This is a genomic window from Mucilaginibacter panaciglaebae (genome assembly GCF_039539265.1).
In the GTDB taxonomy this organism is placed as follows: Bacteria; Bacteroidota; Bacteroidia; order Sphingobacteriales; family Sphingobacteriaceae; genus Mucilaginibacter; species Mucilaginibacter panaciglaebae.
On sequence record NZ_BAABCV010000006.1, the window covers coordinates 171,562 to 186,056 of the forward strand.

Annotated in this window: 14 protein-coding genes; 2 read left to right on the forward strand and 12 right to left on the reverse strand. The window is 42.6% G+C overall.

Going from position 1 to position 14,495, the window contains the following annotated elements; translation table 11 throughout:
* Window positions 1-103: 103 nt before the first annotated feature.
* Both ABD772_RS09990 and ABD772_RS09995 read right to left on the reverse strand, forming a co-directional pair.
* On the reverse strand, window positions 104-472 hold the full coding sequence (locus ABD772_RS09990) for a response regulator (RefSeq protein WP_345103451.1): 369 nt from the start codon (window positions 470-472) through the stop codon (window positions 104-106).
* Window positions 473-720: 248 nt separating this feature from the next.
* A complete protein-coding gene (locus tag ABD772_RS09995) occupies window positions 721-1,302 on the reverse strand; it encodes a thymidine kinase (RefSeq protein WP_345103453.1) in 582 nt (193 codons plus the stop codon).
* A 73-nt stretch (window positions 1,303-1,375) separates the two neighbouring features.
* Here ABD772_RS09995 and ABD772_RS10000 point away from each other — a divergent pair, with 73 nt between their 5' ends.
* Window positions 1,376-2,476, forward strand: a complete 1,101-nt coding sequence (locus tag ABD772_RS10000; protein WP_345103455.1) for a hypothetical protein — start codon at window positions 1,376-1,378, stop codon at window positions 2,474-2,476.
* A 100-nt stretch (window positions 2,477-2,576) separates the two neighbouring features.
* Here the strand turns inward: ABD772_RS10000 and rodA are convergent, their stop codons facing one another.
* The 9 genes from rodA to ABD772_RS10045 form a co-directional block, all read right to left on the reverse strand.
* Entirely contained in the window at window positions 2,577-3,854 is a 1,278-nt protein-coding gene (gene rodA / locus ABD772_RS10005) for a rod shape-determining protein RodA (protein ID WP_345103457.1), read from the reverse strand.
* Complete coding sequence (mrdA, locus tag ABD772_RS10010; RefSeq protein WP_345103459.1) at window positions 3,844-5,844, reverse strand: penicillin-binding protein 2; 2,001 nt, start codon at window positions 5,842-5,844, stop codon at window positions 3,844-3,846. Before mrdA ends, rodA begins: the two co-directional genes overlap by 11 nt.
* Window positions 5,841-6,359 carry a rod shape-determining protein MreD gene (locus ABD772_RS10015; protein WP_345103461.1) on the reverse strand — a complete coding sequence of 173 codons (519 nt, stop codon included), beginning with the start codon at window positions 6,357-6,359 and terminating at the stop codon, window positions 5,841-5,843. Before ABD772_RS10015 ends, mrdA begins: the two co-directional genes overlap by 4 nt.
* Window positions 6,352-7,188: a rod shape-determining protein MreC gene (mreC, locus tag ABD772_RS10020; protein WP_345103463.1), complete on the reverse strand. Its 837-nt coding sequence runs from the start codon at window positions 7,186-7,188 to the stop codon at window positions 6,352-6,354. Before mreC ends, ABD772_RS10015 begins: the two co-directional genes overlap by 8 nt.
* Window positions 7,189-7,271: 83 nt before the next feature.
* Window positions 7,272-8,294: a rod shape-determining protein gene (locus ABD772_RS10025; protein ID WP_345103465.1), complete on the reverse strand. Its 1,023-nt coding sequence runs from the start codon at window positions 8,292-8,294 to the stop codon at window positions 7,272-7,274.
* Between the two features lie 211 nt (window positions 8,295-8,505).
* The gene (gene purH / locus ABD772_RS10030; RefSeq protein WP_345103467.1) at window positions 8,506-10,032 is read right to left on the reverse strand and encodes a bifunctional phosphoribosylaminoimidazolecarboxamide formyltransferase/IMP cyclohydrolase; all 1,527 of its coding nucleotides are present in this window, start codon (window positions 10,030-10,032) and stop codon (window positions 8,506-8,508) included.
* A 509-nt stretch (window positions 10,033-10,541) separates the two neighbouring features.
* Window positions 10,542-11,765 (reverse strand): MFS transporter, encoded by a 1,224-nt coding sequence (locus tag ABD772_RS10035; RefSeq protein ID WP_345103469.1) that lies wholly within the window; start codon window positions 11,763-11,765, stop codon window positions 10,542-10,544.
* A 93-nt stretch (window positions 11,766-11,858) separates the two neighbouring features.
* A complete protein-coding gene (gene purN / locus ABD772_RS10040) occupies window positions 11,859-12,437 on the reverse strand; it encodes a phosphoribosylglycinamide formyltransferase (RefSeq protein WP_345103471.1) in 579 nt (192 codons plus the stop codon).
* 53 nt (window positions 12,438-12,490) lie between these two features.
* On the reverse strand, window positions 12,491-12,988 hold the full coding sequence (locus tag ABD772_RS10045; protein WP_345103473.1) for a DUF5004 domain-containing protein: 498 nt from the start codon (window positions 12,986-12,988) through the stop codon (window positions 12,491-12,493).
* Between the two features lie 87 nt (window positions 12,989-13,075).
* Between ABD772_RS10045 and yiaK the strand changes: the two genes are divergently transcribed.
* On the forward strand, window positions 13,076-14,065 hold the full coding sequence (gene yiaK, locus ABD772_RS10050; protein ID WP_345103475.1) for a 3-dehydro-L-gulonate 2-dehydrogenase: 990 nt from the start codon (window positions 13,076-13,078) through the stop codon (window positions 14,063-14,065).
* A gap of 20 nt (window positions 14,066-14,085) precedes the next feature.
* On the opposite strand, the gene ABD772_RS10055 is transcribed toward yiaK, so the two are convergent.
* Entirely contained in the window at window positions 14,086-14,490 is a 405-nt protein-coding gene (locus ABD772_RS10055; protein WP_345103477.1) for a VOC family protein, read from the reverse strand.
* Window positions 14,491-14,495: the final 5 nt, after the last annotated feature.

Below are 14,495 nucleotides of genomic sequence, written 5' to 3' on the forward strand. Positions count from 1 at the left end.
CTTGTCATATCGAACGTCAGTGAGATATCTATATAGATGTTAAATCAGTTATGATTTGCAGGCATATAGATCTCTCCTTGCGTCGCGATGACAAGATAGATATTTACTTCAGGTGCTTTTTGACAATGTTGGTCAGATCTGACAAATCGAAAGGTTTTTTAAGGTATGCGTCCGCTAAGCCCGCGGCGGCTATCTCTTTGATATTACTCACTGCCGAGATGATAACAACGGGTATATGGCTTGTTGTTGGATCGCTTTTTAGCTGTCGGCTTAGTTGTTCGCCATTGGCGTCGCTTTTCCACTCGGTAAGCCAGTTGTCCAGTAATATTATATCAGGCTTGATATCATGAATTGATTTCAGAATTTTGGAGTCCTCTGAGGATATGACTTCATAGTTCTCTTCTTCTAAAACGTAGACAATAGATTCTCTAATATCTTTATCATCCTCAATTACTAGTATCTTTTTTGCCATTGTTGTAATAGGTTGTGTATACTATAACAATCAATCATAGCCATTTTGTTTTACGAGGTAATAAATTTCATGGTATCTATGATAGAAACAGGCTAGAAATATTTCAATTACTTGTTTCGTCAGCTCATCAGAGCAGCATGTTATACTGTCTCATGATACGGTTCATAACACCTGATAGTGTGATACTAAGTAGCCCACAGCTTATAAAATTGCTTTAAATATATCGTGCTAAGTTGTAGCTCAAGATATCAGAATGTCTTACTATTGTAACAAACCCGGCAGCGGGGTTCATAGCTATCCTTCTCGCCCAAAAGTACTTTTTCCTTACTTGGCACCAGGCGATATGAGTATAATGCAGGCGTACCGCAACGGACGCATACTGCATGTACTTTTGTTACTGATTCTGCAATAGCCATAAGTGTAGGCATCGGGCCAAAGGGACGGCCTTTAAAATCCATATCTAAGCCGGCTATAATTACACGTATGCCCTTATTAGCAAGGGTGGTGCAAACATCGGGTAATTTATTGTCAAAAAACTGCGCCTCATCAATTCCGACAACCTGGGCATGGCCTGCCAGCAATAATATTTCTGATGATTTATTTACCGGTGTAGATTTGGCAGCTGTCGAGTTGTGCGATATAACATCGTTTTCGTCATACCTCACATCCATTCTTGGTTTAAAAACTATTACACTCAACTTTGCATAACGGGCGCGGTTAATTCTTCTTATCAACTCTTCTGTTTTTCCAGAAAACATCGACCCGCAAATAACCTCGATACCGCCACCGTTTTCACTCTTGCGCTTAAAAATCTCCTCGGTGAGCTGCATGGTAAACTTTTTGTAAAGTCCTAATATCAGAATTTAATGCTTAATTTTGATAAGCATTTTGTAAAGTATTGTAATGAAGCAACTGGAAGTATTTAATAAAATAGGCGGCATCCTGAAGGAGCTTAATGAGCAATATCAATATATTAAAGCTGACCCTGAAAACATTAACGACCTGGAAATGGAGCTGTTCGTCGCCAACGCGCATTTTCTGACAGACCATGCTGAGATTTTAAATAAGCTCAATCAACGTACTAAAGCTGAGAAAGCCGAAGAAACCCGCGCAGACAAGGTGGGCACAAAAGCAGACAGCAAATTACTGCCGGCGCCCGACCTGATTGGGACACCCGAACGGCAATTTGATTTGCCGGTAAGAAATATTGAGCCGCCAATGCCTGTGGAATCGCCCAAACCAGAACTGATAAATTTCACGGAACCTGAAAGATCTGCAGAACCGGCCCAAACCAGTGAAGAGGAGAAACTGGTTGAAAGTGCTAAACCTGCTGTTAACTCAGAAAAATTCTTTGAGCCGTTGGTGCAACAACCAAAACTAAAACGTTCTGAGGCGGTAGAATCTGAGCAAGCGCCGGCGCAGATTGATCTATCGTCAGACGTTCCTAAGGATAGTTATTCATTTATGATGGAACCGCCTGAAGTGATTCGCCATGAACTGGAAATTGATCCGGATGATATTTTTGATGACAATGACGAAGAAACAGCCGCTTTACCTGTTGAGGAAGAAGTTACTCCAGAACCTGTTAAAGTCAAAATTTCAAAGCCTGATTTAAAAGGAGAACCGAAACCTGAGATTAAGGTCGAGCCGGAAGCAGTTGAAAAGAAAGAAGAGATTGCTAAGGCAAAAGACGAGGTTTTAACAATTAACGAGCGTATGTCGACACAACGAAGCGGCGCATCTCATTATACAGAACCAGCCGCGCAACCGGTAACTAACTTAAAAGCAGCCATTACTTTAAATGATAAATTGATCTTTATCAAAGACCTGTTCAATGGTTATAGTTTGGCATACAGCGAAGCAATCGAAATACTGAACCGTTTCAATACTTTTGAGGAGGCCAATCGTTTCCTGACAAAAAATTATACCGTAAAAAACAAGTGGGATAGCAAGCCCGAAACGGCGGAGAAGTTTTATTCGCTGTTGAAAAGAAGGTATGCTTAACCCGGCCAGCGCCCCGAAGGGGAGTGTATTAGAATAGCGGTATTTAATTTATCCCCACCGGGTTACTATAGCTCTCTTCATGGCGAGGGCTAGGCGGGTATTACGCATAGATCATACCCATCCTGTTTGAATCCAGTTTGATCAGGATAAACAGCATGACAGTAAAGCTCAATAAAGAGGATCCTCCATAGCTAATCAATGGCAGAGGGATACCTATTGAGGGCACAATGCCAATCGTCATGCCGATATTGATCACTACGTGGAAGAAGATTATTGAAGCCACGCCATAAGCATAGATACGTGAGAATGGCGATCGCTGTCGCTCAGCTATATAAATAATGCGCAGCACTAACAACAGGTACAAACTCAGCACCGCTACCGACCCCGCAAACCCAAATTCTTCGCCCACTGTACAGAAAATAAAGTCGGTGCTCTGTTCGGGTACAAATGAGTATTTGGTTTGTGTACCATGCATGTAGCCTTTGCCCCACAACTTCCCTGACCCAATTGCAATCTTTGACTGATTGACATTGTATCCTTTTCCGCGCGGATCTTTGGTTATCCCTAATACAATGTCTATACGTACCTTTTGGTGTGGTTTTAAAACTTTGGTATATAGAAACTGTACACTTAACACGAAGGCAATCAGTATGCTGGCGCCGGCAGCCATGGTTAACACCAACTTGCGGTTGCGTCTGAAAATTAGCACAATGGCTACGGTAAGAATAATGATACTACCTATGATAACAGGCAGATTGCCAACCTTTATAGTAATAACAAACAGTGCAATAAACAAACCTTCCAATATCAGGAAATAGGGGGACAAGCCCTCCCGATACAATACAAACAGCAATGAACTAAATACAAGGGTCGAGCCTGCATCAGGCTGAAGCAGGATAAGTACCATTGGCAAAAGAATGATAGCTGCTGCAACGGCAAATGATTTGAGTTCGGTTATTTTAACATTAGTGCCGCTTAAGTATCGCGCCAGCAATAGGCAGGTGGCAAATTTAGCAAATTCTGAAGGTTGTAGTCTGAAACCGCCCGGCAGGGATATCCAGGCCTGGTTACCACCTACGTTACGACCAATGACCAGCACGACAATTAGGAGCAACGTTGTAACTACATACATAGCCGGGGCCAACGCAGAGAGAAACCGGCTTTCCAATAGCAAAATGAACACCCCCATCACCACACCTATGAGTACAAATACAAATTGCTTGCCATAGTTGGTATCAAGATCTACAAGTGATGGGTTCTTAGGATCGTAGACAGCAGAGTGAATACAGAGTACACCAATGCTACATAGCACCAGATACATAATAACGGTTAGCCAGTCGACATTGAAAAAGAAACTGCGTTGTTGGTTACTCATCATCTTTACGTTTTATGGCTGACAAATAATTTGAAACCGCAGGTTTTTTGTTTTTGTATGCTGCCGATTGAATAGCGGCGGCTTTTTTCAATGAATCGACCCTTGCTTTTTTAATGCTATCCAATTGCGCGCGTCTTTTTTGTTGACTAATGTATCTCGACATATCGGGCAACAGATTAGCGTTCATATATCTTTCCGGATCTATACCTGACGGCCTTCGCGTGATAGAGTCGCGTAAATATTTTTCTACGATGAAACTGGCAATCGGCGCGGCCCAACTGGAACCCTGGCCTGCGTTCTCTACCACTACCGCTATAGCTATCTTAGGGTTTTCGCGTGGCGCAAAAGCTACGAATACCGAGTGGTCTTCACCATGACTGTTTTGCGCTGTTCCGGTCTTTCCGCACATAATTATACCCGGTATTTTTGAGCCTGCTGCCGTACCATGGTCAACCACGGCTTGCATGCCATCAATAACGGGTTCGAAGTACTGTGGGTCAATACCTACATAATTTTTTATGGTATATTCTTTTTTAATGATCTCTCTATTGCCGATGGATTTAATAAGGTGCGGCTTGTAATAGAAGCCATGATTGGCAATGGTGGCTTCTATGTTGGCCAATTGTAAAGGGGTAGCTGATAATTCACCCTGACCGATACCTAATGAAATAACCGTACTTGAACGCCAGCCGCCGCGATGGTACATCTTGTCATAACGCGATGCCTTGGGTAATAGCCCGGTACCTTCGCTTGGCAAATCGAGACCAAGCCTTCCACCCAAGCCAAACTTAGCCACATTATTTCGCCACAAAGTAAAGGTAGTATCAGTTTGTTTTGGGCCGTTACGATTAATCAGTTTTTCAAACACCATATCAAAGTAGCCGTTGCACGATTCGGCCACAGCACTGCTCAAGGTAACTAATCCATGCCGCTCGCCATGAAAACAAGCTATTCTACGATTGCCTGCTGTATAATATCCGGGGCAATAGTAAGTAGTTTGTGGTGTGATCATCCCCTCCTGCATTGCAATTAGTGCGCTCAGGGGTTTAAATGATGACCCTGGCGGGTAATTTGCTTGTATAGGCCGTACTAAAAACGGTTTATACGGATTGTCGTTTAGTCTGTTATAATTGGTGCTGCGATTATGCCCCACTACTAACAGATTAGGATCGTAGCCCGGGCTGCTCACAAATGCTAATATCTCGCCGGATGATGGTTCGATAGCCACAATACTGCCAACTTTATTCTTCATCAGTTTTTCACCAAGTTTCTGTAATCTGATATCTAAGGATGAAGTTAGCTTTTCGCCGGCGACGGCAAGGGTGTCATACTCACCATTGGCGTAAGAGCCTTTCTGCACACCTTTCGAGTCGACCATCATATTTTTTACGCCGCGCTGGCCGCGCAAAACTGTTTCATAAGCTTTCTCTACGCCAGAAATACCAATATAGTCGCCTAAACGATAATAACCGCCAGATTTAGCAATAACGTTATCGTTAACCTCGCCTATATATCCCAGAAACTGCGCGGCTACGGAATCCGGATAATTGCGGATAGGGTGAGGGCCGACCCTAAAGCCCGGAAATTCAGACAGGCGCTCCTGGAAAGAAGCATACAACTGTGGCGATAGTTGTTTCTCAAAAGGCGACTGCAGGTTAGGCGAATATTTTATGGCTTTAGCCAAACGCTTATTAAACTCCGTCCGGTCAATGCCCAGTAGTTTGCAAAACTCCAGCGTATCAAAAGATTTGATCTCTTTTGGAGTAACAAAGACATCGTATACTAATTCATTCGTGACCAGGATTTTTCCGTTACGATCAAGTATTGGTCCTCGGGCAGGGTATTGGATGTATTGGCGAATGACGTTCTTACTGGCAGAAAGCGCGTACCTGTCGTCAATGATCTGGATATAAAAGAGGCGGCCAAGAAGTATTAAAATAAGGGTAATAAATATGCCGCCAATAATGTATCTCCGCTCAAAATATTGATTCATTTACGCTCTTTACTTTTATAAAACAACAGACCCGAAACCAGCACCAAAAATACAGTAAATACTGAGCTTAGTACGGCCCGGCCCAGCGTATATTGTATCTCTGAGAATCTAAACACTTCAAGTATAAACAAGAAGAAGTGATGAAACAAAGTAAGGATAAGCGCATAGGTAAAAAACCATCTGAAACCCATGATACTTAAAGTAGGTTCAGGCTCATTATCAAAACCTTCCTTTTGTACGGTAATGCTGATAAATAAGATACGCACAAAAGCAAGCAGTACACAAGCAGTGGTATGTAATCCCGGGGTATCGTAAAAGGCATCAATGGTTAAACCCAATATAAACGACAGGGCAAATAACAATATATTAGGTGTTTCGAAAGGTAACAGCAGAATGAAAAGTATATACAGGTAAGGTGTAGACAAATCATACAGGCTTACATTTTTTAATAAAAACACCTGTATAAAAACCAGGGCGATAAAGCGAAGTATATTAACAATAATAGTTCTACTCATCTTTTTTCTCCTGGGCCTCCAGTCCCAATTGCTCAGCAGCGAGCTTGTTGTTTACTACGTAAACATATTGCAATTTGCTGAAGTCCACCGAAATAGTTACATCCATATTCAGGAAGGAGCCTTTGGCGTTTTTTGAATGCAGGTTTGATATTTTACCTATAGGTATGCCCGTAGGCCATAATGACAGGTCGGAGGTTACTACCAATTCGCCCAATTTTGGCGATGCACTATTGGATACATCATATAATAACCCTGTACGCGGATTCAAGTCATCACCCCATACAAATGATCCCAGGTCTTTGGTGCCTGCGAGGGCAGCACTAATAATGGTTTCTTTATGCAACAGAGATTGGACTACCGAGAAATGATCGCCCACAAAAACAACTTTGCCTACCACACCCTGCGGACAGATAACGCCCATCCCTTTGCTTACACCTGCAAGGCTGCCTTTGTTTATAGTGAGATAATTGTTGCGACGATTAATAGAATTATTAATAACAGCAGCATCGATATATTCATACTGTTGTTTGTAAACGGTATCAACCACCTTATGCTTAGCCGCTGAATCAACATAAAAAGATGTTTTAAGCTGATTGCGTAGGCGGGCATTCTCTAGTGCCAGGCTGTCGTTCACGCTCTGCAGCGATAAATAACTTTTTAGCTTACCAACCTGTTCATACAAATTACCGGTAACCTGGTTGGTACTGTTAATGAAAGTTGCTTTTTGGAAAGAATTGTATTTGATGTAAATAATCAGCGCACTAACCTCAAATATAATGAACAGAAAAAACGCGTTGTACTTGGTGATGAAGATTAGCAAATTGCGCATTGCTGTCGAAGATTAAAGATTGAAGATTAGTTATTAAAGATTAAAATGATTATCGCCAATCTTTAATAACCAATCTTTAAAATCTATTGCATTAAAAACTTAAAATTACCAATATTCTTAAGCGCAGTGCCGGTTCCGCGTACTACGGCGCGAAGCGGATCTTCAGCAACGTGTACTGGTAGTTTGGTTTTGGCAGATATACGTCTGTCTAAGCCGCGCAATAATGCACCACCACCGGTTAAATAGATGCCGGTTTGGTAAATATCTGCCGAAAGCTCGGGCGGAGTGATCTCCAGCGCTTTTAATATCGCCTCTTCAATTTTTGAAATAGATTTATCCAGGCAGTGCGCAATCTCCGTGTATGATACCATGATCTGTTTAGGTACACCGGTCATCAGGTCGCGGCCCTGTACGGCAAAATCAGTTGGCGGGTCGCTCAGTTCCGGCAATGCAGCGCCCACTTCAATTTTAATTTTCTCGGCAGTACGGTCGCCAATCATGATGTTATGTTGGCGGCGGATATATTGAACAATATCAGAGTCAAAATTGTCGCCTGCAACGCGTATTGACTGATCGCAAACTATACCCGACAGGGCAATAACGGCAATCTCGGTAGTACCACCACCAATATCAATGATCATATTACCCATCGGTTCTTCAACGTCGATGCCAATACCTACGGCAGCAGCCATAGGCTCGTGGATCAGGTAAACCTCTTTAGCGCCCGCTATCTCGGCCGAGTCACGCACAGCACGTTTCTCAACCTCTGTAATACCCGACGGGATACAGATAACCATACGTAATGACGGAAAAAACCAGCCTTTACCCTGGTTTATCATTTTGATCATGCCGCGTATCATGTGCTCGGCAGCGTTAAAATCGGCAATTACACCGTCCTTAAGCGGGCGTACCGTGCGGATATTATCATGGGTTTTACCTTCCATTTGCATGGCCTGGCGCCCAATTGCTATCACTTTATTGGTAGTGCGGTCAAAAGCTACTATCGACGGTTCGTCAACAACAACTTTGTCATTATGTATGATGAGGGTATTTGCGGTACCTAAATCTATCGCTATTTCTTGTGTGAAAAAATTAAATAAGCCCATTTTTTGTTCGCTTCAAATAATTTGCAAAGTTGTTAAATATAGTTGATTAAGTTGCATTAGTTGATTAAGTGAGTGGTTTATTTTGAAATATTTAAAAAATTATCAATTTAACAATTACACCCCTTTAACGAGTATTAGGTAGAAAATAGTTTATTTTTGTTGATATTTTATAACCGCCCAGTTAATCAACTACTTACTAACCAATGAAAAATTAGTGTTTAAAGTGGCGCACACCGGTGGTTACCATCGAAATGTTTTTTTCATTACACATTTCAATAGATAGCTTATCGTTGATAGATCCACCTGGTTGTAGTACGGCCGATATTCCGGCCTCTGCAGCCAGCTCGACACAATCCGGGAAGGGGAAAAAAGCGTCCGAAGCCATCACCGCACCGTTCAGATCAAAGCCAAAACTTTCAGCTTTTATCACTGCTTGTTTTAAGGCATCAACTCTTGAAGTTTGACCTACACCACTTGACAGCAATTGGTTATTTTTAACAAATACAATGGTGTTTGATTTGGTATGCTTAACCACTTTATTGGCAAAGTAAAGGTCTTTCAACTCCTGTTCTGTTGGTTGGCGATTAGTAACAGGGCTCATTTGGTCAGGCCCTTCTACGGTATTATCTTTATCTTGTTCAATAACGCCGTTCAGTAATGTTTTGAATTGCTTAGTTGGTAATTCAACCGGCTGGCGGAACAGGATGATACGGTTCTTTTTCTCTTGAAGGACTTGCAATGCCTCATCAGTAAATGCGGGAGCTATTAATACCTCATAAAATATTTTGCTGATCTCGGTAGCAGTTTCTGCGTTGATTTCTGCATTAGCGATAATTACGCCGCCAAAGGCAGAAACAGGGTCGCATGCTAAAGCGTCAATCCAGGCTTCTTTGATGAACGAACGGGTAGCCACACCACAAGCATTGGTGTGCTTCAAAATGGCTATTGTAGGTTCGGTAAACTCGTCAATCAGGGCAACGGCTGCGTCAACGTCCACCAGGTTATTGTATGATAATTCTTTACCATGCAGCTTGGTGAACATCGCGTCCAGATTGCCATAGAACACACCTTTTTGGTGCGGGTTTTCACCATAACGCAGCGTCTGGCTGGTATGTATGCTCTGCTTGAATACTGGTAGCGGGTTTTCCTGGTTGAAGTACTGGAAGATAGCAGTATCGTAGTTTGAGGTAATATTAAATGCTTTTTGAGCAAAGCGCTGACGTTGGTCAATAGTCGTGGTGCCGTTTTGCGAACTCAATATTTCATACAACTCGGTATAATCATCTTTCGAAGCAAGGATAACCACATCTTTAAAGTTCTTGGCCGCCGCACGGATAAGTGATATACCGCCGATGTCAATTTTCTCAATCACATCATCATGGCCTGCGCCAGATTCAACGGTTTCTTCAAATGGATAAAGGTCGACGATTACCAGGTCAATCTCAGGGATTTCATATTGTGTTAGTTGCTCTTTGTCGCTGTCATTGCTTCTGCGAGCCAAAATACCGCCAAATACTTTTGGGTGTAAAGTTTTAACGCGGCCGCCTAAAATTGATGGGTAAGAGGTAAGGTCCTCAACAGCAATCACATCAACGCCAAGGCTGCGGATAAATGTCTCTGTGCCGCCGGTGCTGTAAATGTTGGCACCAAGACGATTTAACTCATGAATAATAGGTTCCAGATTATCTTTATAGTAAACTGAAATAAGGGCATTTTTAATGGCAACGGGTTGACTCATTTGAAGGTATTTTTTTGAGCCGCAAAGCTAAGGATTAGTGTTGAGAGATTGGCGATTAACGGTTAGTTTTTTTGAAAAAAATACAGGTGGGTACAAATGGTTAAATTGGTTACCGCGGTGGGCGAAGTTTGTTATATTAGCAAAGATCACTGCCCAAAAAATGTCAGCCAATCCCGATCAGATAAGAGCCGCCTGGAAAATATCAGCACTTGTGGAAGCATGAGGACGAACTTTGAGCAAATTTAAATTATCTGTTAACATGAAACTAAGCGTACGGATGTATGGTTGGCTATGGTAGCAGAGAAAGTGGCTCGATCCGGTGAACCATGGATCAGCCATTTCGATTTTGACTCGCTTGAAAACCAGTTGAAACAAATCAGGTTCAGTGAGGTGATATTCTTATCGCCGGACGAGGCCAACAAGCGATATTTTACGGGCACTAAATTAAGCCTCCCGCCGCCACAGCGGTGTAGTTTGATAAGATCAGTTGTATAAACCTAACCTCTGAACTAGAGCTCTGTAAAATCCAGATCCTTACCGTAAGTTTCATCTAATAACCAGGCCGCTGCAATGCCGATAGCGAAAATGATCAAACCTGTTACCCAGCCTCCGGTTAGGTAGTCGCCGAAAAACATGCGCAGAAACTTAAACAATAAAATCATCAAAGGCAACGTACCGCGCACCATATTCGGAATGCTGATACCCGCCGAAGCTCGAAGGTTGGTACCAAATTGCTCCACGCTACTGGTGATGTAGACAACATTCAGCCCGGCTCCGTAGCCTAATCCTGCACAAATAAAATAGAACCAGCCAGCGCTGCCGCCATGTTGAAAAAAGTAAAGAATGGTGAACAGGACGGCGATTGAATAGAAAATAAACAGTGTCTTCTTGCGGCTTTGCAGGCGCTGGCTTAACCAGCCGACGCTAAAATCGCCGGCGGCGATGGCCATGTACAGAAACATAATAGCAGTACCAGGATCAACTCCGCTAATACCCATCGACTTAGCAAATTGATCAGAAAAAGTTACCAGAATTCCGATGATATACCACACCGGCAGACCTATCAAAATACATTGCATATATTTTGCAAAACGGCGCCGATCATTAAAAAACATCATGAAGTTGCCTTTGCTGATATTAGTCTCTTGCACATGTTTAAATATATTGCTCTCTTGTACCTGTATGCGCATCAGCAACAAAACAATACCTAATATACCGCCAATGTAGTAACACATCCGCCAGTCGACCATTTTGCTGATCATTGATGCGGCAACCACACCAAACAAGCCAAAACCCGCAATGAAACCTGCTGCAGTGCTGCGCTTTTCTTTAGGCAGCAGCTCGCTCACCAGCGTAATACCAGCGCCTAACTCGCCCGCCAGACCAATGCCGGCAATAAATCTTAGAAGAATGTATTGATTAATATCGGTCACCATCCCGTTAAGGATATTGGCGATGGAGTAAAGTAATATCGACCCAAATAAAACTTTTAAACGCCCTTTTCTGTCACCCAATATGCCGAAGATAATCCCGCCGATAACCATGCCGACCATCTGTATACTGATCAACAGTTCGCCTTGTGAAACAATATCGGTTGCGTTTAGTCCAAGTGATGCCAAACTAGGTTTACGGATAATGGCAAAAAGCAGTAAATCATAAGTATCCACAAAAAAGCCAAGTGCGCTGACAATAACAGCAAGCTGGAAAATACTGGTTGAGTGTTTATTAGACATGAAGATTGAGGAACAAAGATTAAAGATTGGTTTTGATTTGGTTGCGATAAAAATACACCTAATCTTTAATCTTCAATATCTAATCTTTAAAAATCAACTTTTCATTTTCTTTAACAAGTTCTCGATTACCTTGGGGAAATGCTGATGTTCGAGTTGCTGGCCTTTAAATTTGATCATCTCGAGGCTGTCGCCAGGTTCAATCTTGAATTTAGATTGGTGGATAATCTCGCCCTCGTCAAATAACTCGTTAGCGAAATGTATGGTAATGCCCGATTCTTCTTCGCCAGCCTCTAATACAGCTTTGTGGACATGATCGCCATACATGCCTTTGCCGCCAAATTTGGGTAACAGGGCGGGGTGCAGGTTGATAATTTTATTGGGAAATGCCGCTAATAACGTTTTAGGAACCAGCCAAAGGAAGCCTGCCAGTACAATCAGATCTACCTGCAGGTTTTTAAGCATCCTGATAATGTCATCAGTTTCATAAAGCTCATGGCGGGTAAATATATGCGACGGGATTTCAAAGTTATCAGCGCGTTGTAATACATAAGCCTGCGGGTTGTTGGTTAATATCAATACAACCTCGGCTTCCGGGCTGCGTTTAAAATGCTCCATAATTTTTTGAGCATTTGATCCTGATCCTGAAGCAAAAATGGCTATTCGTTTTTTCAAAATGGCAGTAATATTAGTTGTTAGTCCAAATATAAACTTTTACGTATTATTTACTATTTGGCTGTATCTTTTTGTCGTACAAAACCATATCGTACAACACGCCGGAGTGCCGAATTGTTGTAATTAATAAAGTCGCCGGTTAAAAGTACCATGGAATAGTTACCGAGGGTACTAATTGAACAGTAAGCAAATGGCTTAGAACTGCCCGCCGCTGTAGTGTCCTGGCATACAATATCTGTTTGCAGGAACAGGCGGTTGCCAACTAACTGCCAGTGCCCCCTGGCAACCGGTTGGTCCTTGCAATCAAAATTGGTGTAGGTGCAGGTTTTGTCTGGATAAAAAGTAAATCGTTGATCGCAGCCGATATTAAAAGTGGTATCCAGCTTTGTAGTATCGCCGCGCTGAATAGTTAGCCTTGCCGACGATAGTTGCCAGCTACCTTTAATCAGCAAGTCAGGTATGTCAGAATCTAAGGTCTTTTTGCATGAATTGATAACCAAGCTCAACAGTATAAGTGCCGGTATTAGTATATATGAATGCTTTTTTTTCATCTACAGAATGCTACAAAAGTAAAAATTATAACTGTTTAATGACGGTATTATTTTATGAGCCGGGGTTTAAGGCCCTATATTTGCCGCATGCGCATACCTTTTGAACAACTAAAAGCTGAGTTTAAGCGGGTACTTATAAACCTGGATTTCCCGGAACCTCAAGCCGACCTCTGCGCCAGAATATTTGCTGAAAACAGTCGGGATGGCGTTTATACCCATGGCCTTAACCGTTTCCCCAAATTTGTAAAACATATTAAGCAAGGCGTTATCAAGCCCGATGCAGAACCATGTTTGATTAATGCTTTTGGCGCTCTTGAGCAATGGGATGGCAATTTAGGTCCGGGTATTCTGAATGCGCTTTTTTGTATGGACCGTGCTATCAAATTGGCCGGTGCAAATGGGATAGGCTGCGTTGCTGTTAGAAATACTAACCACTGGATGCGTGGTGGCACTTACGGTTGGCAAGCTGCCAATGCGGGATTTATTGGCATCAACTTTACCAATACCACTGCCAATGTAGCCCCGTGGGGCGGCACAACGCCAACTTTAGGCAATAATCCTTTAGTGATATCGGTGCCGCGCAAAGAAGGACACGTGGTGCTGGATATGGCCGTTTCGCAGTTTTCCATAGGGAAGTTACATCAGTATGAGAGCTATGACGAGCAGTTACCTGTGCCTGGTGGATACGATAAAGACGGAAATTTAAGTACAGACCCCACAGCTATCCTGGCATCTAAAAGAGTATTACCTGTTGGTTTTTGGAAAGGGTCGGGCTTGTCGTTGGTGCTTGATCTGCTGGCATCGGTTTTGAGTCAGGGTAAATCAACTAAAAAAATTACTGACCAGGGTATCGAGTCGTGCGTGTCGCAGATATTTATTGCTATAAAACCACAAAGCACCCGACAGACGGGTGAATTAATTGAAGAGATACTAAACTTCACCAAAAGCAGCCAGCAAGCCGACCCTGATGTACCGGTATCTTATCCCGGCGAAAGCACCTTAAAAACCCGTGTTAAAAACACGGCTGAAGGCGTGTTGGTTGATGAAAAGATCTGGGCGGAAGTGCAGACGTTATAAATAATGGGGTAAACTGTAGTTTATCCCGCAACGTTATCCTGATCCGAATCATCTTTTGGTTCCCAAAGCTCAATAATGTTTCCTTCCGGGTCGAGCACATGGACAAATTTGCCGTAGTCATATTCCGCAATTTCATCAACGATAGTGACGTTGTTCTTTTTCAATTCATCTACTAATACGACGATATTTTCCACCGTATAATTAATCATAAATGGTTTGGCCGACGGATCGAAATATTTGGTATCCTGCGGAAATGTGCACCAGGCTGTGGTCCCTTTTTTTGAGGGGTCATCGGCCTGACGCCACTCAAACATTGCTCCATATTCACTGGTAGCTAAGCCCAGGTTTTTGGCATACCATTCGTTCATATCTTGCGGATTGTCGCATTTAAAAAATATACCCCCAAGGCCGGTTACTTTTTTCATATTTC

Bases quoted from the DNA above. Each gene is read 5' to 3' on its own strand.
- ABD772_RS09990 (WP_345103451.1), bottom strand. From the start codon at position 472: ATGGCAAAAAAGATACTAGTAATTGAGGATGATAAAGATATTAGAGAA.
- ABD772_RS09995 (WP_345103453.1), bottom strand. From the start codon at position 1,302: ATGCAGCTCACCGAGGAGATTTTTAAGCGCAAGAGTGAAAACGGTGGC.
- yiaK (WP_345103475.1), top strand. From the start codon at position 13,076: ATGCGCATACCTTTTGAACAACTAAAAGCTGAGTTTAAGCGGGTACTT.
- ABD772_RS10055 (WP_345103477.1), bottom strand. From the start codon at position 14,490: ATGAAAAAAGTAACCGGCCTTGGGGGTATATTTTTTAAATGCGACAAT.
- ABD772_RS10000 (WP_345103455.1), top strand. From the start codon at position 1,376: ATGAAGCAACTGGAAGTATTTAATAAAATAGGCGGCATCCTGAAGGAG.
- ABD772_RS10035 (WP_345103469.1), bottom strand. From the start codon at position 11,765: ATGTCTAATAAACACTCAACCAGTATTTTCCAGCTTGCTGTTATTGTC.
- ABD772_RS10025 (WP_345103465.1), bottom strand. From the start codon at position 8,294: ATGGGCTTATTTAATTTTTTCACACAAGAAATAGCGATAGATTTAGGT.
- purH (WP_345103467.1), bottom strand. From the start codon at position 10,032: ATGAGTCAACCCGTTGCCATTAAAAATGCCCTTATTTCAGTTTACTAT.
- ABD772_RS10045 (WP_345103473.1), bottom strand. From the start codon at position 12,988: ATGAAAAAAAAGCATTCATATATACTAATACCGGCACTTATACTGTTG.
- rodA (WP_345103457.1), bottom strand. From the start codon at position 3,854: ATGATGAGTAACCAACAACGCAGTTTCTTTTTCAATGTCGACTGGCTA.
- mreC (WP_345103463.1), bottom strand. From the start codon at position 7,188: ATGCGCAATTTGCTAATCTTCATCACCAAGTACAACGCGTTTTTTCTG.
- mrdA (WP_345103459.1), bottom strand. From the start codon at position 5,844: ATGAATCAATATTTTGAGCGGAGATACATTATTGGCGGCATATTTATT.
- ABD772_RS10015 (WP_345103461.1), bottom strand. From the start codon at position 6,359: ATGAGTAGAACTATTATTGTTAATATACTTCGCTTTATCGCCCTGGTT.